Here is a 21,720-nt window from a genome sequence, read left to right as displayed (position 1 = left end):
CCGCCGAACGGCTACCCGACCGGCTCTCCGGGCGCCGGCTCCAGCAGCCGGTCGTACGGGACGGCATGGCTGGTGCGGCCGCGCACGCCGGTCGTGGTCGTCGCGGCGAACAGGGAGTTGAGCAGCGCCTCCTCGACCGAGTCCATGACCGCGGCGAACACCGGGTTCAGCCTGGCGTCGGGCAGGGCCGGGACCTGCGGTGACGCGGTGGTGAAGGCGATGGCGTAGTCGCCGCTCCCGTGGGAGTAGGACGCCCCCACGCGGCCCATCGCGAAGATCGCCCGCCGGGCCAGGCGGGCGAGCTGACGGGCGTCGAGCGGCGCGTCGGTGGCCACCACGATCATGCAGGAGTTGCCGACCGGCTCCTCGTTCGCCGCCCCCGGGACGACTTCCTCGACCGGCATCGGGACGCCCCGCACGGTCAGCACGCCACCGAAGTTGGACTGGACGAGCGCTCCGACCGTGACCGGAACGCCGTCCACCACCGGCCGCCGGGACGAGGTGCCGATGCCCGCCTTGAAGCCCAGCGCCGTCGTCCCGGTGCCCGCCCCCACGCAGCCCTCCGCCGGCAGCCCGCCGGACGCCCCTTCCAGCGCGTCGAGCACGTGCCGTTCGGTGATCGGGCGGCGCCGGATGTCGGACAGGAAGCCGTCGTTGGTCTCGCCCACGACCGGGTTGAAGGAGATCCCCTCCGGGTTGCCGTCCATCAGATAGGTGACCAGCGCGTCCGCCGCCCGGAACGCCGACAGCGTGGCGGTCAGGACGACCGGCGACTCCAGCACGCCCAGTTCGTCGATCTGGGTCGAGCCGACCAGCTTGCCGTATCCGTTGCCGGCGTACACGGCCGCGGGCAGCCCGCGCCGTTCGGCGGTCAGCTGCCGGGGAACGATGGCGGTGACCCCGGTGTGCAGCTCGGCGCCGTCGTCGAGGGTGGTGTGACCCACCAGGACGCCTTCGACATCGGTGATCGCGTTCAACGGCCCGGTCGGCATGTCGCCGACGACGACGCCCAGCTCGCGCGCCCGCGCGCGACCGCTCATGGATGAGGAGAGGAAATTGTCCATAATGTTCCCATTGTCGCGGCTGCGCCCGGCCGCCGCGCGAGGTGGCACCGTAAGGGGCGACGCGGGCGTATGACGGGCCGATGCACCCACGACCTGGAGTTCCACGACGACGTCGTGACCAAGCGGTACGCCTCGTGGGGACGAGGAGAACCGCACCGGGAGTGGACAGCCCTCACCCTGCTCGCCGAGCACGCCCCCGGCCTCGCGCCCACCCCTGTGGAGGCCGCGCTCGACGCCGATCCGCCGATGATCGTGATGACCCGGCTGCCCGGCCGCGTCCTGCGCGGCGAGGACATCACCGACGAGCAGATCCAGGCGATGGCGACCGCCCTCGACCGGCTGCACCGGGTCCCGCGCCGGGTGGTGGACGCGGTCGAGCCCGCCCCCTGGGGGCCCGCCGCGGCCGTCACCAAGGCTCGCGCCTGGGCCGGCAGGCGGCGTGACCTGGGCGAAGAGCCCGTGGTGCGGGAGGCGTACCGTGCGGGTGTCGCCTGGCTGGCCTCCGCGGCCCCCGATAGGCTCCTGGCCGGGTCTCCGGCGCCCGTTCTGGGGCCGGCTGACGGCAACCTCGCGAACTACCTGTGGGACGAGCACGAGCGTCGCGTCCGGATCGTCGACTGGGAGGACTCCGGCCGCAACGACCGTGCCTTCGAGCTCGGCGAGCTGTGCGAGCACATCTCCCACCTCGACGGCGCCTTGGACGCGCGGCGGCTGCTGTCCCGGGTCGGCCTCGCCCCGCGGGAGGCCGAGCGGGTCAGGGACTTCCGCCGCCTGATCGCGCTGGGCTGGTTCCTCCAGCTCGGTCCAGGGGGCCCGGCGACGCCGCACAACCCGGCGGGCGCCCTGGAGACCCAGGCCGAGAGGGTTCTCCGGCTGCTCGGCTAGGGTGCCGTCAGAGCAGGGTGCCGCCCGAGGCGTCCAGCCAGTGGCCGGTCACCCAGCGGCTGTCGTCGCCGGCCAGGAACGCGACCGCGTCGGCCACGTCCGCGGGGGTGCCCACGCGGCCCATGGGGGACAGCGACGACAGCCAGGCCAGCGCCTCCCCGACGAGCCTGCCCTGATGCATGTCGGTGTCGATGACGCCGGGAGCCACGGTGTTGACGGTGATCGCGCGTGGGCCGAGCTGCTTGGCCAGCGTCGAGGTGAGCACGTCGAGCGCGCCCTTGGACATGGCGTAGCTGATGGACTGCGGCATCGCCGAGCCGCGGGTCAGCATCGTGGAGATGTTGATGATCCGGCCGCCGTCGCGCAGCCGGGGCAGGGCGTGCTGGGTGACGAAGAAGGGGGCGGTGGCGTTGATCGCGAAGATCCGCTCGAACTGCTGCCTGGTGACGTGCTCGATGCCCGGCTCGTCGTTGAGCACGCCGGCGTTGTTGACCAGGATGTCCAGCCGGTCGGCGCGGGCGTCGAAGGCGCCCCACAGCCGTTCGGCGTCGCCGGGCGTGCCCAGTTCGGCCCGCAGGGCGAACGCCTGCCCGCCGGCCGCCTCGATCGCGGCGACGGTTTCCGCGGCGGCCTGCTCGTTGCCGCCGTAGTGGACGGCGACGCGCGCGCCGTCACCGGCCAGACGCCGGGCGATGGCGCGGCCGATTCCCCTGCTCGCGCCGGTGACGAGCGCGGTCTTGCCATGGAGGTTGCGCATGATATGTCCTTCTGTCGGCCGGGGACGAGTCACCTGCCGGCAGCGTGCGAGGCGGTGAACTCGGCCGCCGGGGCCGGTGGATCAAGGGGTGTTCTGGAGGAAACCCAGGGTGGCCAGGTCGTTCACGGTCGTCTGCAGCGCGTCGATGCGGGCGCGGCCGATCCGGACGAGTTCCTCGCCCGCGGCGACCCACTGGTCGAGATCGCGGGAGAGCGGCGGGATGCCGGCGAGGATGTCGGCGCTCTCCTTGAGGGTGATGCCGACGCGCTGGGCGGCGAGGGCGAGCCTGATCCGGCAGACCGCGTCGACGGTGAACCGGCGGGCGTTGCCGCTGGTGCGGTGGCCGCTGATCACGCCGTAGCGCTCGTAGAAGCGGACGGCGTTGGGCGTCACCCCGGCGGCCTTGGCCACCTGCCCGACCGTGAGCGAGGCCGCGCCCGCCTCCAAGCCGGCGTGGTCGGCGCCGGTCGGCTCGTTCACCGTCGGCCGGCCAGGTCGGGGACCCGGATGGGACGCAGCGCCCGCGCCCACGTACGCAGCTCGCCCATCATCAGGTGCAGCGCCTGCGCCGAGCCCGGCGGAGGGACGAAACGGCCGTCGGCGTCCAGGTTCTCCCATGGCATCGGGAGCAGCACCGACTCGCGGACCGTGGTGGCCCGCAGTTCGGGGAAGACTGCGCGCAGCTGCTCCACGGCCCTGATGCCGCCGGAGGCGCCGTACCCGACGAACGCGACCGGCTTGTAGGCCCACTCGGTGAAGTGCCAGTCGATCGCGTTCTTCACCGGCGCGGGGAAGCTGTGGTTGTACTCCGGGACGAGGAAGACGAATCCGTCGGCGTTCGCGAGGGTGCCGCCGATCGGGGACGCGGCCGCTCCGCCGGGCTGCAGCTCGTGCATCGGCAGCGAGACCGCGGCCAGGTCGATCAGGTCGACGTCGAGCCAGTCGATCGTGGTGAGCTCGCGCTCCAGCCACGCGGCGAGCGGGTCGGCCATTCTGGGCGTGCGCACGCTGCCGATCACCACGGCGATCCGGAGGCGGGCGTCGGTGATGTTCTCCGTCATGGCGACGACGCTAGAGGTTCGCCTATGGGTGAACTCAAATCGCCGGCCCACGTCGGGTGGCCAGGGTGTTGAGGGGGTCGTCCAGGAGGCCGGCGAAGGCGAGTTCGGCGGCGCCGGCGAGCGTGGTGTCGTCACCCAGGGCCGTCACGGCCAGGCGGACGCGTTCACGTGACACCGGCAGGACATGCGCGTCGATCCGGGCGCGGACGCGTGGCGCGGCGCCCGGGTAGACGTCGCGGAGCATGCCGCCGAAGACCACGAGCGCCGGGTTGAACAGGTTGATGAGGTTGACGACGCCGACGCCGAGCCAGTCGCCGACGCGGTCCAGGGCGTCCCGCGCCCGGGCGTCACCGGTCCCGGCCAGGGTGACGACGGCCCGGATGCCGTCGCGTCCGATGAGGCCGTCGGAGCGTCGCGCGTAGTCCAGCAGCGCCTCTTCCCCCACCTCGGCCTCCAGGCAGCCGCGCGACCCGCACAGACAGGGCCGCCCGTCGAACGGGTTGACCAGCATGTGCCCGAGTTCGCAGCCGTAGCCCGAGTCGCCGTCCAGGAGTTCGCCGCCGACGATGATCCCGCCACCGACACCGACGTCCCCGTGCAGGTAGATGAGGTTGTCGACGTCGCGTCCCGCGCCGCGTACGTGCTCGGCGACCGCGCCCAGGTGCGCCTCGTTGCCCACCTCGACGGGAAGCCCGAGGCCGAGCCCGGCGGCGAGTTCCGGGCCGAACGCCTGGTCCACCCAGCCGAGGTGCGGCCCGTACCGGACGGTGCCGTCGGCACGCCTGATCAACCCGCAGTACGAAGCGCCGACCCCCACGCACGACGCGCCGGGATCGGCCCCGGCGACCAGTTCGCGGCCGAAGGCGGCGAGGACTCGGACGACGTCCTCCAGGTCGGCCCCGGCACGGGCGCGGACGGCCTCGCGGCGGTCGAGGACCTGGCCGCCGAGCCCGACACGGGCGGCGAGCAGCCGGTCCACGGCCACGTCGAAGGCGAGCCCGTACACCGTCCCCCGCTCGGGCATGACGACGATGGACGGCCGCCCCGCGCGGCCACGCCCGGCGGGAACCCCTTCGCGGACGAGCCCGGCGGCGGTGAGCTCTGCGGTCAGGTCCATGATGGTGCTGCGGTTGAGGCCCATCCCGCGGCCGAGCGCGGCCCGCGACACCGCGCCGTCCTTGTGGACGCGTCGCAGCACCTCGCTCAGGTTCCGCTGCCGCATCTGCTCCTGCGTCCGCGCGCCCGCCGCCGCTCCCGTCACCCCGGCCAGCCTAGGACCTGTTCTCACGCGATCACAGCCTGAAAAAGATCGACTTTTCGCGAAATATACGGCTATTAATCGCATACCACGCGCTTGGAAATTCGATGCGGAATTCGCCGACAAGGCGGTTGAGCAGCCGTCCCATCAGCTATACATCAGCTGCCGCACTCCGCCGATGAAGGGGACGCCCATGGCCAGAGCGCGCCAGAAAAAGCGTGCCACCCCCGTCCCTACGGAGGAGGCCGGAAAGTGGAAGGCCGTGCGGACGTGGCTGGCGGGCATCCTCAGCGCCGTGATCGTCGCGGCGATCGGGGTCGTGTTCACCGCCTGGTTCAACGCGCGCGGCTCCGACACCGTCGGCAGCATCAGCGGCGAGCCCCCCGTCAAGGTCGGCTACGTGGCCGTCGAGTACGCCGCCCAGGACACCACCCTGCGGGAGCCGGTGACCGACCCCGCCGACCGGGCCGTCCTGCTGGGCGGCGCGTCCGGCTCGCGGCGCGACACCGTCATGGCGAGCCACGACTGGGCCCCGCTGGAGAGCGCGGAGGTCACCGTCGTCCTCGTCGGCAACCGCAGCAGCCTGCGCATCGTCGACGTCCGGCCGCGCGTCCTCGACCGCAGGCCGATCTCGGACGGCGCGCTGTTCGTGTACACCCCCGCCGGAGAGTCCCCTGCTGTCGAGCTCGCCGCCGACCTCGACCAGCCCGCCCCCCGCTTCACCACCCCCGAAGACCCGGACACCTCCTACTTCAGGAAGAAGCAGATCGACCTCAAGCAGGACGAACGAGTCACGCTCTCCATGACGGTCACCGGCACTGCCGCCTACTACGCCTTCGACCTGCTGGTCACCGTGCTCGCGGGGGACCGGACCGAGCAGCTCACGATCCAGGGGCCGGACCGTACGCCGTTCCGGGTGACCGGCACCTCCGACACCTACCGCGCCTACTACACCACCTCCCCGCTCGGCGGCTGGCGGCCGATCTCCAGGGGCGAGGCGTGCGCGATCGAGCGGAAGCTCGCCAAGGCCGGGCAGTGCTGACCGCGGGCGGATACCGGTCGGCGGCGACGCTGCTGGTGGTCATCCTGGCCACCTGCTCGGCCGGGGCCGACGTGACCGGGGCCGGTCGCGTCCCCGTCGAGTGGCGGGCGGTGTGGTCGGTGCCCGTCGAGGCCGGGCACGGCGTCATGGCCCAGGAGGCCCGCAGTCACGCCGTGTCAGATCGGGCGGTCGCCGTGGCGACGCGGCAGGGCGACGTACGGATCCACGACCCGCGAACGGGGGTGCTCCGGCTCACCGTCCCCGTCGGTCCGGCTCGGCCCTCGTCCGTCACCGGCGTCTGGCTCGCGGGCGGCACGCTCGTCGTCGCCAGAGGCGAACCGGACGCCCCCGAGCAGACCCTGTACGGCCACGACCTGGCCACGGGCGCGCCCCTGTGGCGGCGCCCGATCATCGTCGCCCTGCGTCAGCCCCGGCTGGACGAGGCCGGCCACTACCGCGGCCCGCGGATCCTGGCGACCGAACACGGCATCGTGGTGTTCGAGCAGCCGGACGAACCCCTCCAGATCCTGGCCCTCGACGCGCGGACCGGCACGGCCACGGCCCGTTCCGCCTACCCGCCGGGCTGCCGGCTGACCGGCGCCGCGACGGCCCGCTCGGTGTGGCTGCTCAGCCACTGCCGGGACGGCGAACTGCGGCTGTCCTCGATGGATCCGCGCACCCTGCGGCAGGGACGGACGCGCCCGCTGCCGTCGTCGTCCGCCACGACGAAGGGCGGCGGCCCGTCGATCGAGCTCACGGCCAACGCCGAAGGGTACGTGCGGGCCAGGGCGGCCGACGACGACTTCTTCCTCGGCCCCGACGGCCGCCTGCTGTCCAGCCGCTCCCAGGCCGTCAGGGTCAGCCCGCCCGGCCGCCGGGCCGCGCCCCTGTACGCCGGCCCCGCCACCATGCGGCCCGCCCCGCGATCCTGGCCGCTGCCCGCCTACCTGGTCTCCGTGGACCCCGTCACCGGAGAGCCCGGCGGCCTGCCGATCGACCTGCCCGCCGGCCTGGTCTCCTTCGCCGGGACGAGCCAGGGCCTGGCCTTCGTGTTCAGCGACGTCCCGGGAGACGGGCGGCTGACGGCGTACCGGCCGGTCCACGGGACGGTACGCCCGCAGACCGCCTGGCCGGACGCCTGCGGCCTGCTGACCGGACGCGACCTGGCGGCGTACGCGGACGGCTACCGCCCGGCCCCGGCGACGGACGGCACGGCGCGCTGCGACTGGATACCGCGGGCCGACGACGGCGCCGTCGTCTCGCTGTCGGTGGAGTGGGTGGCGCCGTCGGAGGAGAGCGCGCGCAGGCTGTACGCCGCCGAGTCCGCCACCGTCAGAGCGGCCAACCCTGTCGACCCCACCACCGAGGCCCCGGGCTTCCTGTCCTACACGGTGGACGCGACGGACGGCTTCTACGGCGCGACGCTCGTCAACGTGGGGCCGGCCGTCGTCCGGCTGACCTCGTCGTCCCGGCAGGCGGTGCGGTTGTTGTCGCCGGTGCTGCGCGACCGTCTGCTGGCCCGGTACCGGCCGGGCGTCCGTGCCCCCGTCCCGGTGGGCGAACGCGGGTGGAGCTTTCCGACGGACGCGGCCATCCGTACCGAACCGGTGGTGACGGGCGGCGTCGTCTACGCGTCCAGCGCCGACGGCACGGTGTCCGCGCTGGACGCCGCCACCGGCGCGGTGCGCTGGCGCCGTCAGACGGGCGGGCCCGTGGGGGAGGACCACGTGGTCGCGCACGGCACCGTGTACGCGGCCTCCCGCACGGGCAGCCTGGTGGCGCTGGACGCGGCGACCGGCCGCCCCCGCTGGAGCCGCAGGATCGGCGATCCCGTCGGTCTCGTGGTCGCGGCGGGCCGCCTCTACCTGTGGACCCGGCATCCCGCCTGGTCCTCGAAGGCCGAACTCGTGGCGCTCGACGCCGCCTCGGGCAGGCGGTTGTGGAGCTTCGAACCCGCGGGCGACCTGCTGGCCCCCAAGCCCGTGTCGGCCGGTGACGTCGTCCTCACCGGCGACGACCACGGCGTGATGTACGCCCTGACCCCCGCCACCGGAACCGTGGAACGGCGGTGGCGGCTCGGCGGGGGACACGACCGCGTCCTGCTGCGACGGTCGGGCGCGACCGTCTACGTGGTGAGCGGCAGCGGCGACGTGAACGCCGTGGACGTCGCCTCGGGCGAGGTCCGATGGAGGTCCCGGATCCCCGGCCCCGTCTCCGCCCCTCCGGTGGTGACCGGCGGGACCGTCTACCTGGGCGACGACCGGGGCACCACGCACGCGCTGGACGCCGCCACCGGCGAGCGCCTGTGGAGCTTCGAGGCCAGGGGCGACCGGCCCATGTACCACTGGAACGTCGCCGTGTCGGACGGCCTCGTCCACACCGTCGGCCGCGATTGCACGCTGTACGCGCTCGACAGGGGCCGGCCACGCCGGCGGCTCCCGCTGCCCGGCGGCTGCGGGACCGGCCCCGTGGCGGCGGGCGGCGCCGTCCACGTCTCCGGCGGCGACGGAACCGTGTACACGCTCGACCCCGCCACCGGCGCCGTGCGATCGAGGTTCCGCACCGGCGGCGTCGTCGAGACCGTCCCTGTCGTGGCCGACGGCTTCGTCTACCTCGGCGCCTCCAACGGAAACCTCTACGCCCACCCCACGTCGGCCCCCTGACGGGCGTCCACCGTGGGTGGGCCGGTTCAGCTCGAACAGTCGTCGGCGGGGGTGCCCGCGGGCCCGTGCGTCTAGTCTGCGGCGGCGGGGGTCGCGGCGCGCATCAGGAGATGGCCACGACGGAAGCGTTCGTCCTCCAGGGGCTCGCGCAGCATCCGTCCCACCTCGACGAACTCCTCCTTGCGGGCCAGATCGGCCAGGTCGTCGATCGGCCACCGGTAGGCCGGCGTGACCTTGTGGTCGAACTCCGTCACCGGATCGCCCTCGGCCTCGAAGAAGCCGAGCAGGAGGTGGCCGCCGGGGGCCAGCACCCGGCGGAACTCGGCGAAGTACGCCGGCAGCTCCGCCGGCGGGACGTGGATCATGGAGTACCAGGACACCAGGCCGCCCAGCTCGCCGTCGGCCACGTCGAGGGTGTCCATCGAGCCGAGCTCGAAACGCAGGCCGGGGAAGTCCCTTCGGGCGATGTCGAGCAGCGCGGGGGACAGGTCGATGCCGAAGGCGTCGAGGCCGAGGTCACGCAGGTGGGCCGTCATGTAGCCGGGGCCGCAGCCGGCCTCGACGACGGGCCGGGGTCCTGTGGCCCGTACGAGCTCGGCGAACACGGAGATCATCGCGCGATCCAGCGGCAGGCGGGCGAGCGAGTCCCGGGCGAGATCGGCGTACAGCTCGGCGACGGCGTCGTAGGCGTCGGCGGTCGTGGTGAGGTAGGAGGATTCGGCCATGGCGGACGACTGTAGCCCATCGGCCGGCCGATCAACGGCCGTCGACGCGTTGCCGTATCCTGTGAACAAAAATCCAAATGGTTCACACGGATATGGATTTCCCCATGCTGAACGACCTGCCGTATCTGTCGGCCGGCGAAGGACCGCCCCTGATCGTCCTGATCTACACCCCCGAAGCGGCCAACCCGACGGGCCTGACGCGCTGGTCCACGATGCGCACGGTGCGGCCGTTCACCTCGCACTTCACCGTGTACGTCGTCAACCGCCCGCCGGGGCTGCCGCCGACCACGACCATGGCCGACCTCGCCGCGATCTTCGCCCAGGCGATCAGGACCACGTTCGAGGGCTCGGTGGACGTGCTGGCCCTGTCCACCGGCGGATCCATCGCCCTGCAACTCGCCGCCGACCATCCCGGCCTGGTCGACCGCCTCGTCCTGGCGGGCACGGCGTGCACCCTCGGCCCGGCCGGCAGGCGGGCCCAGCGCGGCTACATCGAACGCGCCCGCCAGGGCCGGCGGCCGAGCCCGGCGCTGGCCGAGATCGTCACCGAATCGGCGCTCGGCCGCGTCCTGCTCAAGGGCCTGCTCTGGCTCTCGGACGGCGGCCGCGCCGACCGCACCGACGCCGTCACCGTGCTCAACGCCGAGGACGGCTTCGACCTGCGCGGACGCCTGCACGACATCAAGGCGGCCACCCTGCTGATCCAGGGCGCCGACGACCTCGTCTACCCGCTCGACCTGGCCCGGGAGACGGTCGACGGCATCCCCGGCGCCCGGCTGACCGTCTACCCCGGACGGACCCACAGCGGCACCTTCACCGACAAGCGCTTCGCCCCTGACGCCCTCGCCTTCCTGACGGACAGGTGAACGCGCCCCCTCACAGCCCCGGCCCGACCGGACGCAGGCCGTTCCGCGCCTGCGCCGGCCGGAGGGCGACGACGCCGAGCACCACGTGCAGGACGCCGGCCACCGCCGCCGCGACGTGCAACCCGGTGACGAAGGCCGTCTTGGCCTGCGTGACCGCCGCCGGCACGAGGGCGGGGAGCTGGAGGGTCCCGTCCAGCGTGGGGGCCAGGTCCGGTCCCTGGAGCCGGAAGACCAGGGCGGCGAGCGAGCCGAGGAGCGCGATGCCGAGCGCGTTGCCGATCTCGTTGCTGGTCTCGGCCAGCGCCCCCGCCGCCCCGGCCCGTTCCGGCGGCACGGCCCCGACGGCGGTGTCGGCCACGACACTGAACGAGATCCCGTAGCCGACGCCCGCGACGACGGTCGAGGCGACGTACCAGCCGACCCCGCCCGTGACGGCCGTGGGGAGCAGGACCAGCAGCCCCGCGGCGATGGAGAAGTGGCAGACGGCGAGCGCGGCCCGCTTGCCGACGCGTTCCACCACGAAGGGGGTGACGACGCAGGTGACGGTGAGCACCACCGCGCCGGGCAGCGCGAGCAGCGCCGCGTGCAGCACCGGCAGGCCGAGCACCGACTGCAGGTAGACACCCGACAGGTACGCCGTCGCCGACCACGCCGCCAGCGGCAGCAGCCCCGTGATGATCGCCACCGTGAACACCCGGTCGCGGAACAGCGAGAACTCGATCAACGGGTGCGGAAGGCTCCGCTGCCTGCGGCCGAACCACACCAGCAGCCCCACCCCGGCCGCCCCCGCGAGCACCGGGACGATCGACGGACCTTCCGCGGCGGCGTTCTTGAGTGCGTAGATCGTGAGCAGGAGACCGGCCGCCGAGGTCACGACGCTGGGCACGTCCACGCGGCCGGCGCGCGTCGTGCGCACCTCGCGGAGCAGGACCGGCGCGAAGATCAAGAACAGCGCGATGACGGGCAGGTTGATCAGGAAGACCGCCCCCCACCAGAACCGTTCCAGCAGGACGCCGCCCGCGATCGGCCCGACGGCGAACCCGGCCGCGAACGCCGCGGCGAAGATGCCGATGGCCTGCGCCCGTCGCCGCGGGTCGGCGAACAGCTCGCTCAGCACGGCCAGCGCCGACGGCAGCAGGGTCGCGCCCGCCACCCCCATCAGCGCGCGGGCCGCGATCAGGAGCTCGGCGCTGGGCGCGAACGCCGCCGCCGTGGAGCCGACGCCGAACACGGCGGCGCCGATCAGGAGCAGCCGCAGCCGCCCGTACCGGTCGCCGAGGTTGCCGAACGTGATGAGCAGGGAACCGACCGCGAAGCCGTAGATGTCGAGGGTCCACAGGGCCTGGTCGGCGGTCGGCGTGAGGGCCTGGCTGATCCGGGGCATCGCCAGGAACAGGATCGAGCCGTCCATGGAGACCAGCAGGACGGGCCCGAGGATCACCAGGAGGCCGAGCCAGGCCCGCAGGCCCGGAGGAGTGTGCGTGTGCTGTCGAGACATGGGGCCGACACTCGGGCAGGACGCGCCCGGCAACCATCCCCCTGGCGTGGGTGCACCCAGCAGGTGTACCCACGGACCCGACCGGTCGGCCTAGGCTCGACGGTGTGGAGAGTCTCGGAACGTTTCTGAAGAGCCGTCGTGACCGGGTCACGCCCGCCGCGATCGGGCTGCGTACCTTCGGGACGGCCCGCCGGGTTCCCGGGTTGCGGCGTGAGGAGCTGGCGCAGCTCGCCGGAGTGAGCGCCGGGTACTACACGCGTCTGGAGCAGGGGCTCGCGGAGACCGCCTCCGAGCAGGTGCTCGACGCCCTCGCGCGGGTGTTGCGGCTCGACCGGATCGAGACCGTCCACCTGCACAACCTCGCCCGGCAGCCCTCCCGCGCCCGGCTGTCCCGGCCGCCCCGCGAGGAGCCTCATCCGCGGGTGCTCGCGCTTCTGGAGTCGCTGAAGGAGACGACGCCGGCGGTCGTGCTCGGCCGGCGTGGGGACGTCCTGGCGTGGAACCGTACGGGTCACGCGCTGATGGGCGAGCACCTGCCGTTCGAGGCGCCTTGGGATCCGGAGAACCGCCCGTCCATGCCGAGGATGTTCTTCCTGGACCCGCTCTTCCGCGACCTGCACCGCAACTGGGACGAACTCGCCCGCATCCACGTCGCCTACCTCAGGCTCACCGCGGGCCGCTTCCCTACGGACGCCCGCCTGGCCGAGCTGATCGGGGAGCTCACGATGCGCAGCGACGAGTTCGCGACGTTGTGGGCGGTGGGCGAGGTCGCCGACTGCACGGTGGGCACGATGCGCCTGCGGCATCCCACGGTCGGCGCCGTCAGCGTGGACTACCAGGTCTGGCTCCAGCCCGACAGCCCGGACCACCGGGTCGAGATCTACACCCCGTCCGACCCACCCTCCGCCGACGCCCTCCACATCCTGACCCACCAGACCACCCCGTGACCCCGGCCCCGTTCGCCGGGCTTACGGAGAGACACGGCCGCGTTCGCCGGCGGTCCGCGGCGCGGATGGCACTCTCGTCCGTAGGTTGATCTTGACCTGATGCGCTGTCTTCTGGCTTGATCAGGAGGCTGAGATCGTTCTCGCCGAGCGGAGATCCCCTGTGCGTCCGTTACCCCTGGCACCTTCCTGTTCCACCGCGTCACGTCTCGCCCGCCGATCAGCGGGGCTCGCCTCGGCACTGGCCACGGCGGCCGCGCTCCTCGTCGCGGCAAGCCCGGCCGCCACGGCCGCCGACACCACGACCGGCCTGGGTGTGGACTACGTCCACAAGTCCGGCGACCTGGCCGTCGGCAGCGGCAAGGTCTTCGTCACGAACGGCGAGAAGCTCGTCGCCGCCGGCACCGACGGTGAGCTCCTGGGCGAGGTCGGCGGGCTGACCGACGCCTCGGGGCTGGCGACGGCACAGGACGGAGCCCACCTGTACGTGGCTCTGACCGAGTCCGGGAAGGTCGCCGAGATCGACACCGCCACCCTGCAGATCACCCGGAGCATCGACCTCGCGGCATACCCGTGCCCGACCCACCTGGCGCGCTCCGGTGACCAGCTGTGGGTGGGCTACGGCTGCGAGAGCGGCGACGGCGGCGTCGTCGGACTCGATCTGAGTGCGGCGACACCGCAGCCGACCGCGGTCACCTCCGACTTCTCCGGTGCTCCGCTGGTCGCGGCCGGCGGCGGCACGCTGGTGGTGGGCGAGACTCACACGAGCACGTCCAGCCTGTTCGTCTACGACGTGAGCAGTACCCCTGCCTTGCGCGGCGAGATCGACGGTTTCACGCACGACATCGAGGGCCTGGCGGATGTCGCCGTCACCGCGGATGGAGCGGACGTGCTCGCGGTCTCCTCGCCCTCGCGCCGGACCTACCGGTGGGACGCCGACAGCCTGGAGAAGACCCGCACCTACGCGGGTGCGACGGCCTCGGAGGGCTTCCCCACGTCCGTCGCGACCAGTCCTGACGGGGCCCACGTGGCGGTCGGCGGCGCCGACGGCTCCGACGTCGTGCTGTACGACGCGGCGACGGGGGAGACGGTCCACGGCCTCGACGGCACGATCGCCGACAGGACGAACGAGGTCGCGTTCTCGGGCACGGACGCCTTCGCCGTGGTGACCGCGTCCTCCGGCGAGCTGTACCTGTGGCGGATGGAGGACATCACCTTCCCGGCCTCCAAGCTGACACTGACGTCCGCCTCCGACGCGGTGGTGAACCAGCCGCTCACACTCGCCGGCACGCTCGAAGTGCCCAGCGGCGCGTCGCCCGGCGCGCAACCGCTCACGGTGACCCACCGCCTGCCCGGCGGGACCACCGAGACGCTCGACAGCGTGACGACCGCCCCGGACGGCTCCTTCACCCTCACCGACACCCCGGCGGCGGGCGGAGCGCACACGTACACCGTGCTCTGGAACGGCGACGACGACGCCCGCTGGAGCACGACGTCGGTGACGCTGACAGTCAAGAACATCTCGTCGCTGACGGCGACCGGGCCTGAGGAGTGGCTCGTCGGCGTCCCGGTGACGATCAGCGGAGTGCTGCTGCCCAAGCCTCCGGCCTCCGGGTGGGGGTACCCGCTCACGGTCAAGCGGACCCTGACCAACGCGAACGGCACGGTGACTATCGCCCTTCCGGGCGTGGGCGCCCGAAAGGACGGGACGTACAGCTTCACCCACACGCCGACCGAGGCGGGGCTTTACACGTACACCGTCGAGTGGGCGGGCAACGCCGGGTACACGTCGGCGAAGGCCGACCACGAGGTGCAGGTGAAGGAGTGGGAGGAGTAACCGCGGCCGCCCCGCCCACGTCGCGGGCGGGGGATTGCCGACCATGGGTGCTGCGGCCCTTCGGGGGCCCGCCGGGTGCGGAGGTTGTGGGGCCTTGGCAGCCTCCGCGGTGCGTGTCGCGTCCGGCGGGCGGCCCCGAACGGGTCACCCGGGTCGCCGGGGGTCAGATAGTGCCGTTGAAGCGGTTGTAGTACGCGCCCACCTCGTCGCGGTGGGCGTCGTCGTTGTATGTGGCGTCCTCGTCGAACTTCGGCGAGTCCTTGATCTCCTGCTTGGTCCGCGCGAGGTGGACCTTGCGTTCCTGCGGGTCGATCCGCGTGACGGTGCCGGCCGGCAGCACGACCTTCTTGCCGAAGATCCACGGGCCGGTGTCGACCACCAGGTAGCTGTCGCCGACGGTGTGGCTCGTCTCGTCCACCGACCCGATCGAGCCGTCGGTGGCCTCGACGTCGAAGCCGACCACGTCCAGAGTCTTGTCGCCGTAGACGTCGGAACCGTAGCTCCACATGTCCTGAGACAAGGCGTTTCCTCCTGATGATCTAGAGTACGTTGCCCACCCACTCTTCCCGGATCAGCCTCGGCAAACATGGAATCTCAGCTCGTCGTGCGGGCGGCGTACGTGGCGAGGCCGTCGGCCATGCCCCGCAGGAAGCGGGTCAGGTACCAGCGCCAGAAACCCCCCGACAGCGGCAGCTTCGGCTCGAAGACGGCGGACCAGGTGATGTCGGTGCCGCCGCCGCCGGCGGTCGGGGCGAGCTCGATCGTCCCGCGGTAGGAGCGGAACGGGCCGCCCAGGTTGTCGTAGACGAACCGCCGGTCGGGGACGAGCTCGACGATCCGCTCCCGGGAGACGTTGCGCCCGGTGCGGAAGACCCGGGTGTCCCCGGCCCGCTGCCGTGCCGCCGGATCGCCGCCCTCGACGTCGGCGGAGTCGATCGGCGACCATGACGGCCAGGTGGCGGCGTGGGTGAGCGCCGCGAAGACGGCGTCGGGCGCGGCCTGCGAGCGCGCGGTCACGGCGAAGGAGTACGGCATGAGCCCCAACGTAGGGACCGGCCGCGTCCGGGGGCCATGCGCGCGATTGCCGACGATCGATCGGTTCTTGCGGTCCGGGGGCAGGCGCGCGGCACGCCGGCGGGCGATCAGTGCTTGCGGTACGCCGACGGCCGTACGCCGGTCTGCCGCAGGAAGGCCGCCGACAGCGCGCCCGGACTGGCGAACCCGCACCGCCCGGCGATCTGCTCGACGCTGAGGGACGTGGACGACAGCAGCCGCCGCGCCTCCTCGATGCGCAGCCGGGTCAGGTACCGGTGGGGCGTCAGGCCGGTGCCCTCCCGGAAGACCCGGACGAAGTGGTACACGCTGAGATGCACCTCGGCCGCGATGACGGCCAGCGTCAACGGCTCGGCCAGCCGCTCGGTCATGATGGCGACGCCCGCCCGGACGGCCGCGTGCTCGGGGCCGGGCAGGCGTTCGGCCCGGCCCCGGGTCAGCAGGTGCGTCACGAGGAAGGCGGCGGCGGACTCCGCGTACAGGTCGCCCGCTCCGGCGCGGCCCGGCAGCGCGCGCAGCAGCTGCTCGACGACCGGGTCACCGGCCGCCAGCGCGGCGGCCGACGCCTCGAAGTCGGGTTCGCGACCGCCCAGCGCGTCGGCGGCCCGCCGGACGGCCCCCACCGGGACGTGCACCTGGACGGTGCTCAGCCCGGCCCCCGCCCGGTAGCCGATCGACCCGGCGCGGCCGGGGACCATGAGCTCCAGCCGCCCCGGGACCCAGCGCCGCCGGACCGGCCGGCCGCCGGACCGTATCCGCAGGTCGGCGCTCCCCGCCACGCAGAGCACGAGATGCAGGTCGGACACGGCGGGCAAGGGGAGGTGGTCGGCCTCGGGCGCGTGCCGGAACGTCTGCACCAGCAGTGACCGCCAGCCGGCGTCGTCCCAGCTGTTGTACGTGTGCCGCACGTACGCCGAGGTGTCGAGGCCGGCGTAGGGCGCCAGATCGAAGTCGGCGGAGTCGAACACGTCCCGAGCCTAACGGGATCATCGTGGCGGGGCCTCGGCGAGCGAGAGGCTGTTGCCGTCCGGGTCGAGGACGTCCACGTGGCGCACGCCGTTGCCGTACGTCTCCACGGGCCCGTGCTCGATGCCGTGCTCGGCCAGCCGGGCCAGGATGTCGTCGAGGCCGGACACGCCGAACGTGATCATGGTGCCGCCCACGCGCGCGGCGCGCATGTGCCGGTCGTCGACGACCACCCACGCGTTCTCGCCGACCTGCCACAGGTGCTCCTCGCCGACGATCTCGTCCGCCGGACGGCCGAAGAACGCCTCGTACCACTTCTGCGCCGCCACCCGGTCGCATACGCACACCACGCTGTACAGATCCACACGGACCACTCCTTGCTGTCGTTCCGTGAGAAAGACCTCGCCCGCGGCCGGAACTCATCGGCGGGCGGCGGCTGACAGCGGGATGTGTGCGGTTTGTGAGCGAGGGGCCGGAGGGTGGAGGCGTTCGCGTCACCCAGCTCAGGAGGAACCGGTTCATGTACCCATGTGATGTCCCGTCCCGTCGTGCGGCGCGGCCACGGTGGCTGCGCGCGTTCACGGCCGCGGCGCCGGTCGGGAGCCTGGCCGTCGCCGCGCTCTTCCCGGCCGCCGCGACGGCCCGGCCGGCCGGGGAAGACCCGCGGGCCCTGCTGTCGCGCCTGGCGCGGGACGTGGTGGCGGCCGGGGCGCCCGGCGTGATCGTACGGGTCGACGACGGCCGCGGCCGGCCCGTCGAGATCGCCGAGCAGGCCGCCTGGACCGCACGCGACCACGTGCTCAAGGCCGGGGACGAGTTCCGCATGGGGTCCAACACCAAGACCATGGTCGCCGTGCTCGTGCTGCGACTCGTCGGCGAGGGCCGGCTCGCCCTGACCGACCCGGTGGACAAGTGGCTGCCCGGCAAGGTGCCCGGCGGCGGGACGATCACGCTGCGCATGCTGCTCAACCACACCAGCGGCCTGTACGACTACACCGACGACCCGGCGCTCCGGGCCTCGATGCTCGGCAGGGACCGGCGGCGGTGGACCCCGGAGAAACTGCTGGCCGTGGGGGTGCGACACGCTCCGCTGTTCGCGCCCGGCGCGAAGTGGTCCTACAGCAACACCGGCTACGCCGCGCTCGGCGCCGTCCTGGAGAAGGTCACCGGGACGAGCCTGGCCGACCTGCTCAGAGACCGGATCGCCCGGCCGCTCGGCCTCGATCACACCTATTACGCCACCGGCCCCGCCTGGCGCGGCCCCCACGCCCGCGGCTACGAGCCGGACGCCGCCCACCTGCCGCCCGCGGTGCCCGCCGCGTTCCGGCGGCTCGCCGGGCCGCGCCACGACGGCCACGTGGACGTCTCCGGCCACGACCCCGGGTGGGGCGGCCCGGCGGGGGCGGTGGTGTCCACCACGCGCGACTGGTCCCGCTTCCACGCCGCGCTCATGTCCGGCGAACTGCTGCCCGCCGCCCAGCTCGCCCAGCTCCGCACCACCGTGCCGATGGACCCGCGCGAACCTGACGGTCCCGGCTACGGGCTGGGCATCCAGACCGGCGCCCATCCGTGCGGCACGTTCTGGGGCCACGACGGCGGCATGCCCGGCTACCTGACCACCAACCTCACCGACCGAACCGGCAAGCGCACGGCGACCGTCCTCATCAGCGCGGAGTACTGGGCCGAGTTCGGGGGCGACCCGAAACTGGCCAAGGCCGCCCAGGCGCTCCAGATGGCCGTGACCTGCACGATGTTCGGCAAGCCCGTACCCGGCGCTAGCTGAGCGGCGCGGCGAAGACCGCCGTCACCAGCCCCTCGGCCCCGGCCCGCGACGACGCCGCACCGTCCGCGTGCGCGGCGGCGAACCCGTCGGCGCCCAGCGCGGCTTCTGCCTGCCGGGCGAGCCGTCGCGCGTCGGCGGCGCCGGTGCCGGTCCAGCCGCCCAGCACGGTGGCGGCCCCGAGCAGCCGTCCCGCCCGTTCCGGGCGATCGCGGCACAGCTCGATCGCGGCGGCCACGACCGCGGTCGCGGCCGCGACCGGCGTGTGCCAGGTCAGCGTCAGGCGCACCGCCGGATGGTCGAGCCGGCGGGCCGCGCGGTCGGGCAATCCCTCCGCGAGGTCCGCCTGAGCCAGTACGCCCAGCAGCAGCGCGGTCAGAGGTGGCGTGGTGGAACGGCCGGGCGGGGCGGCGGCCAGCCCGGCCAGGGCGTGTTCGCGGGCCGTGGCCGGTCGTCCGGCGGCCAGCTCCAGCCGGGCCAGGCCCAGGCGCACCTGGGTGTGCGACTCCGCCGACCCGCTCCGCCCGGCCTGGTCCAGGAGGCCGGTCAGGCGCCGCCGGCCGCCGTCCACGTCGCCGGACTCGGCCCGGTGCAGCGCGGCGGCCACCTCGTTCTCCATGGTGTGCTCGGGCATGCCGAGCTCGCGGAAGTACCGGGTGGCGCGTTCGGCCAGGGCGGGGGCGGTGGCGGGTTCGCCGGACCGGATCAGTGCCGAGCCGAGGGCGCTCAGCGTCATCGCCAGGCCCCACCGCTCGCCGAGTTCCTCGAAGCCGTCCAGCGCGCGGGCCAGCGCGTCCCTCGCCTCGTCGAGGTGGCCGGTGTTCATGGCCAGCACGCCCCCGACCAGCAGCGCCAGCGACCGGCTCCACCGATCCGTTCCGTCTTCCGGTACGACGTGGTCGCCTTTGGCGGCTATGCCGAGCGCCAGACGGGCCATCTCGACGATGGGATGGGCCCCGGGGGCGACCTGGGCCAGGGCCGTCCTGATCCGGTCGAAGGCGGCGTCCGCCTCCTCCGGGACGGCGGCCTCGGTGGTGGCCATCGCGTGGGCGGCGGCGACCAGCGCGCGGGCCTGCCGATCGGCCGGTCCGGTGACCTGGAGCACCCGGCCGAGCAGATCGAGCGACTCCGGCGGGAAGTCCCGCAGGAGCCAGAACCAGCTCAGCGCGACGCCGAACCGGACGGCCCGCTCGGCGTCGCCGGATTCGGCCGTCCAGCGGATGGCGGCCGCCAGGTCGTCCCGTTCGGCGGACAGGCGAGCGAGCGGGCGAAGCTGGTCCGACGTGCGCAGGGACGGGTCGGCGGTCTCGGCCAGCCGCAGGAAGAACCGGGCGTGCCGGTCTCGCGCGGCGGCGACCTCGGCGCGCCGGGCCAGCCGGTCGAGGCCGTACTCGCGGATGGTCTCCAGCAGGCGGTAACGCGGCTCGGCCGGGTCGGCGGAGTCGGCCGGGTGCAGCAGCGACTTGTCGACCAACGCCGCCAACAGCTCCGGCACGTCCCCCGCACCGCTGACCGCCCCAGCGGCGCCGGGGGCCTTCGCGTCGCCGATCGTGCCGGCGGTGCCGATCGCCTCCGCCGTGTCCTCGGTGAAGCTGCCGCGGACGACCGACAGGCGTTCCAGCAGGGCCCGTTCGCCGGGGTCGAGCAGGTCCCAGCTCCAGGCGACGGCGGCGGCTAGGGTGCGGTGGCGCGGCAGCGCCGTACGGCTGCCGCCGGTGAGCAGCCGGAACCGGTCGTCCAGCCGGGCCGCGACCGCCTCGACCGGCAGGGCGCGCAGCCGGGCGGCGGCCAGCTCGATCGCCAGCGGCAGGCCGTCGAGGCGGCGGCAGATCTCGACGGTCGCCGCCAGCGGGCCGCCGTCCAGGGCGAAGCCGGGCCGTACGGCGGCGGCGCGGTCGTGGAAGAGCCGGACGGCCGCGCTGGACCGGGCCTGGTCCGGCGTCGCGCCCGGTTCGGGCAGGTCCAGCGGGAGCACCTGGTGCAGGGTCTCGCCGCCGATGCGCAGGGGTTCGCGGCTGGTGACCAGCACCCGCAGCCGGGGGCAGCGGCCGAGCAGGGACTCGCACAGCGTGGCGACGGCCTCGACCACGTGCTCGCAGTTGTCCAGCACCAGGACCAGGTCGTCGTCCGCGAGGATCTCGGCCAGGTGGTCCAGCGGCGCCCCGCGCGGGGGCGCGCCCTCCTCGCGCGCCCGAAGCAGGTCGAGCAGCACGCGGGGGACGTCATCCGGGCCGATCGCGGCCAGCGGGACGAACCACACCCCACCGGACGGCGTGAGCCGCCGGCCGACCGTGTTGGCCAGCCGGGTCTTGCCCGCGCCTCCAGGGCCGACCAGCGTGACCAGCCGGGCGCGGCCGAGCAGGCCGATCACGCGGCGCACATCCTGGTCACGGCCCACGAAGCTGGTGAGCGGAACATCGAGGTTCCCACGCGACGGCCGAGCAAGCGACACCCCCGACGCCCCGGAGAGCCCCGACGTCCCGGAGGGCCCGGACGCCGCGGATGCCCCGAACGGCCCCGGCGGCCGGTGGGGGCCGGGGAGGTCGCCGCGTAGGACGGCCAGGTGGGCCGCCTGGAGATGCGGTCCGGGGTCGCCGCCGAAGTCGTCGGCGAGCAGGCCGCGGATGCGCTGGTAGGCGGCCAGCGCCTCGGCGCCCCGGCCGTTGAGGGCGAGGGCCCGGATGAGCTGGGCGTGCAGGCGCTCGCGCAACGGGTGCGCGGCGGCCAGCGACTCCAGCTCGGCGACCAGGTCGAGGTCGGCGCCCAGCGTCAGGTCGGCCTCGACGCGGTCCTCCAGAGCGGCCAGCCGGGCACGTTCGAGCCGTTCGGCCTCGGCGGCGGCGAACGGCGCCGCCCGCACGTCGGCCAGCGCCGGACCGCGCCAAAGGCTCAGGGCCTCCCGCAGGGTGGCGGCCGCCTCGGCGGGCCGGGACCGCGCGGACGAACGCCGCCCCGCCCGAGCCAGCCGCTCGAACCGCACGGCGTCGACGGCGTCCGGCTCGACGGCCAGCCGGTACCCGGCCGGACCTGAGGTGACCAGCCCCGGGTGCCCCAGGACGCGCCGGAGCCGGGACACCAGCGACTGCAGCGCGTGCGAGGGGGCCTCCGGCGGCGCCTCGTCCCACAGCGCCTCGGCCAGGGTCTCCGGCCGGACGGCACGCCCGGCGTCAAGAGCCAGCCTGGCCAGCAGCACCCGCAGCCGCGCGCCGCCGACCGGCGCCGGGCCGTCGGCGGTGACCAGCGTGAGGGGACCGAGGACGCCCACGCGCACCGGCCCGTCGTCGCCGCCGCCCGGCCCGGTCGCATCCGCCATGACCAGGA

Annotated in this window: 19 protein-coding genes; 7 read left to right on the top strand and 12 right to left on the bottom strand. The window is 73.8% G+C overall.

The annotated features are described in order from the left end of the window. Positions 1 to 11: 11 nt before the first annotated feature. Entirely contained in the window at positions 12 to 1,040 is a 1,029-nt protein-coding gene (locus tag ACIA8R_RS32455; RefSeq protein WP_397041802.1) for a P1 family peptidase, read from the bottom strand. A gap of 93 nt (positions 1,041 to 1,133) precedes the next feature. On the opposite strand from ACIA8R_RS32455, the gene ACIA8R_RS32450 reads away from it, so the two are divergent. Continuing rightward, entirely contained in the window at positions 1,134 to 1,949 is an 816-nt protein-coding gene (locus ACIA8R_RS32450) for an aminoglycoside phosphotransferase family protein (protein ID WP_364091805.1), read from the top strand. Between the two features lie 7 nt (positions 1,950 to 1,956). Here the strand turns inward: ACIA8R_RS32450 and ACIA8R_RS32445 are convergent, their stop codons facing one another. The 4 genes from ACIA8R_RS32445 to ACIA8R_RS32430 form a co-directional block, all read right to left on the bottom strand. Further along, on the bottom strand, positions 1,957 to 2,706 hold the full coding sequence (locus tag ACIA8R_RS32445) for an SDR family oxidoreductase (protein WP_357708909.1): 750 nt from the start codon (positions 2,704 to 2,706) through the stop codon (positions 1,957 to 1,959). Between the two features lie 81 nt (positions 2,707 to 2,787). Further along, complete coding sequence (locus ACIA8R_RS32440) at positions 2,788 to 3,186, bottom strand: MerR family transcriptional regulator (RefSeq protein WP_397041801.1); 399 nt, start codon at positions 3,184 to 3,186, stop codon at positions 2,788 to 2,790. Next, entirely contained in the window at positions 3,183 to 3,767 is a 585-nt protein-coding gene (locus tag ACIA8R_RS32435; RefSeq protein WP_397041800.1) for an NADPH-dependent FMN reductase, read from the bottom strand. The genes ACIA8R_RS32440 and ACIA8R_RS32435 overlap by 4 nt, the downstream gene beginning before the upstream one ends. A 34-nt stretch (positions 3,768 to 3,801) precedes the next feature. Continuing rightward, complete coding sequence (locus ACIA8R_RS32430; RefSeq protein ID WP_364091966.1) at positions 3,802 to 4,989, bottom strand: ROK family protein; 1,188 nt, start codon at positions 4,987 to 4,989, stop codon at positions 3,802 to 3,804. 229 nt (positions 4,990 to 5,218) lie between these two features. On the opposite strand from ACIA8R_RS32430, the gene ACIA8R_RS32425 reads away from it, so the two are divergent. Further along, entirely contained in the window at positions 5,219 to 6,067 is an 849-nt protein-coding gene (locus tag ACIA8R_RS32425) for a hypothetical protein (protein ID WP_364091811.1), read from the top strand. Continuing rightward, complete coding sequence (locus ACIA8R_RS32420; protein WP_397041799.1) at positions 6,061 to 8,730, top strand: PQQ-binding-like beta-propeller repeat protein; 2,670 nt, start codon at positions 6,061 to 6,063, stop codon at positions 8,728 to 8,730. The genes ACIA8R_RS32425 and ACIA8R_RS32420 overlap by 7 nt, the downstream gene beginning before the upstream one ends. A 71-nt stretch (positions 8,731 to 8,801) precedes the next feature. On the opposite strand, the gene ACIA8R_RS32415 is transcribed toward ACIA8R_RS32420, so the two are convergent. Then, the gene (locus tag ACIA8R_RS32415) at positions 8,802 to 9,455 is read right to left on the bottom strand and encodes a class I SAM-dependent methyltransferase (RefSeq protein ID WP_364091815.1); all 654 of its coding nucleotides are present in this window, start codon (positions 9,453 to 9,455) and stop codon (positions 8,802 to 8,804) included. Positions 9,456 to 9,559: 104 nt separating this feature from the next. Between ACIA8R_RS32415 and ACIA8R_RS32410 the strand changes: the two genes are divergently transcribed. Then, positions 9,560 to 10,321, top strand: coding sequence for an alpha/beta fold hydrolase (locus ACIA8R_RS32410; RefSeq protein ID WP_397041798.1), 762 nt, complete (start codon positions 9,560 to 9,562; stop codon positions 10,319 to 10,321). A 10-nt stretch (positions 10,322 to 10,331) separates the two neighbouring features. On the opposite strand, the gene ACIA8R_RS32405 is transcribed toward ACIA8R_RS32410, so the two are convergent. Beyond that, the gene (locus ACIA8R_RS32405; protein ID WP_364091819.1) at positions 10,332 to 11,819 is read right to left on the bottom strand and encodes an MFS transporter; all 1,488 of its coding nucleotides are present in this window, start codon (positions 11,817 to 11,819) and stop codon (positions 10,332 to 10,334) included. Between the two features lie 104 nt (positions 11,820 to 11,923). On the opposite strand from ACIA8R_RS32405, the gene ACIA8R_RS32400 reads away from it, so the two are divergent. Both ACIA8R_RS32400 and ACIA8R_RS32395 read left to right on the top strand, forming a co-directional pair. Beyond that, positions 11,924 to 12,766, top strand: a complete 843-nt coding sequence (locus ACIA8R_RS32400) for a helix-turn-helix transcriptional regulator (protein ID WP_364091821.1) — start codon at positions 11,924 to 11,926, stop codon at positions 12,764 to 12,766. Between the two features lie 160 nt (positions 12,767 to 12,926). Beyond that, on the top strand, positions 12,927 to 14,600 hold the full coding sequence (locus ACIA8R_RS32395) for a hypothetical protein (protein WP_397041797.1): 1,674 nt from the start codon (positions 12,927 to 12,929) through the stop codon (positions 14,598 to 14,600). Between the two features lie 163 nt (positions 14,601 to 14,763). Here the strand turns inward: ACIA8R_RS32395 and ACIA8R_RS32390 are convergent, their stop codons facing one another. The 4 genes from ACIA8R_RS32390 to ACIA8R_RS32375 form a co-directional block, all read right to left on the bottom strand. Beyond that, the gene (locus ACIA8R_RS32390) at positions 14,764 to 15,120 is read right to left on the bottom strand and encodes a PRC-barrel domain containing protein (protein ID WP_364091825.1); all 357 of its coding nucleotides are present in this window, start codon (positions 15,118 to 15,120) and stop codon (positions 14,764 to 14,766) included. A 74-nt stretch (positions 15,121 to 15,194) separates the two neighbouring features. Continuing rightward, the gene (locus ACIA8R_RS32385; protein WP_397041796.1) at positions 15,195 to 15,635 is read right to left on the bottom strand and encodes an SRPBCC family protein; all 441 of its coding nucleotides are present in this window, start codon (positions 15,633 to 15,635) and stop codon (positions 15,195 to 15,197) included. A 107-nt stretch (positions 15,636 to 15,742) separates the two neighbouring features. Next, the gene (locus ACIA8R_RS32380; protein ID WP_397041795.1) at positions 15,743 to 16,621 is read right to left on the bottom strand and encodes a helix-turn-helix domain-containing protein; all 879 of its coding nucleotides are present in this window, start codon (positions 16,619 to 16,621) and stop codon (positions 15,743 to 15,745) included. Positions 16,622 to 16,639: 18 nt separating this feature from the next. Then, positions 16,640 to 16,984, bottom strand: a complete 345-nt coding sequence (locus ACIA8R_RS32375; protein WP_397041794.1) for a VOC family protein — start codon at positions 16,982 to 16,984, stop codon at positions 16,640 to 16,642. A 155-nt stretch (positions 16,985 to 17,139) separates the two neighbouring features. On the opposite strand from ACIA8R_RS32375, the gene ACIA8R_RS32370 reads away from it, so the two are divergent. Further along, on the top strand, positions 17,140 to 18,402 hold the full coding sequence (locus tag ACIA8R_RS32370; RefSeq protein WP_397041793.1) for a serine hydrolase domain-containing protein: 1,263 nt from the start codon (positions 17,140 to 17,142) through the stop codon (positions 18,400 to 18,402). Here the strand turns inward: ACIA8R_RS32370 and ACIA8R_RS32365 are convergent. Next, entirely contained in the window at positions 18,395 to 21,712 is a 3,318-nt protein-coding gene (locus tag ACIA8R_RS32365) for an AfsR/SARP family transcriptional regulator (RefSeq protein WP_397041792.1), read from the bottom strand. The genes ACIA8R_RS32370 and ACIA8R_RS32365 overlap by 8 nt on opposite strands. Positions 21,713 to 21,720 lie beyond the last annotated feature (8 nt).

Source organism: Nonomuraea sp. NPDC051191 (assembly GCF_044455665.1).
Classification (GTDB): domain Bacteria; phylum Actinomycetota; class Actinomycetes; order Streptosporangiales; family Streptosporangiaceae; genus Nonomuraea.
The sequence above is the reverse complement of the archived record's forward strand: the minus strand, read 5'-3'. Positions and strand labels throughout refer to the sequence as shown.

Coding starts and splice junctions, on each gene's coding strand:
- ACIA8R_RS32430 (WP_364091966.1), bottom strand. CDS start 4,989: ATGCGGCAGCGGAACCTGAGCGAGGTGCTGCGACGCGTCCACAAGGAC.
- ACIA8R_RS32425 (WP_364091811.1), top strand. CDS start 5,219: ATGGCCAGAGCGCGCCAGAAAAAGCGTGCCACCCCCGTCCCTACGGAG.
- ACIA8R_RS32370 (WP_397041793.1), top strand. CDS start 17,140: ATGTACCCATGTGATGTCCCGTCCCGTCGTGCGGCGCGGCCACGGTGG.
- ACIA8R_RS32450 (WP_364091805.1), top strand. CDS start 1,134: ATGACGGGCCGATGCACCCACGACCTGGAGTTCCACGACGACGTCGTG.
- ACIA8R_RS32385 (WP_397041796.1), bottom strand. CDS start 15,635: ATGCCGTACTCCTTCGCCGTGACCGCGCGCTCGCAGGCCGCGCCCGAC.
- ACIA8R_RS32405 (WP_364091819.1), bottom strand. CDS start 11,819: ATGTCTCGACAGCACACGCACACTCCTCCGGGCCTGCGGGCCTGGCTC.
- ACIA8R_RS32435 (WP_397041800.1), bottom strand. CDS start 3,767: ATGACGGAGAACATCACCGACGCCCGCCTCCGGATCGCCGTGGTGATC.
- ACIA8R_RS32455 (WP_397041802.1), bottom strand. CDS start 1,040: ATGAGCGGTCGCGCGCGGGCGCGCGAGCTGGGCGTCGTCGTCGGCGAC.
- ACIA8R_RS32415 (WP_364091815.1), bottom strand. CDS start 9,455: ATGGCCGAATCCTCCTACCTCACCACGACCGCCGACGCCTACGACGCC.
- ACIA8R_RS32365 (WP_397041792.1), bottom strand. CDS start 21,712: ATGGCGGATGCGACCGGGCCGGGCGGCGGCGACGACGGGCCGGTGCGC.
- ACIA8R_RS32445 (WP_357708909.1), bottom strand. CDS start 2,706: ATGCGCAACCTCCATGGCAAGACCGCGCTCGTCACCGGCGCGAGCAGG.
- ACIA8R_RS32410 (WP_397041798.1), top strand. CDS start 9,560: ATGCTGAACGACCTGCCGTATCTGTCGGCCGGCGAAGGACCGCCCCTG.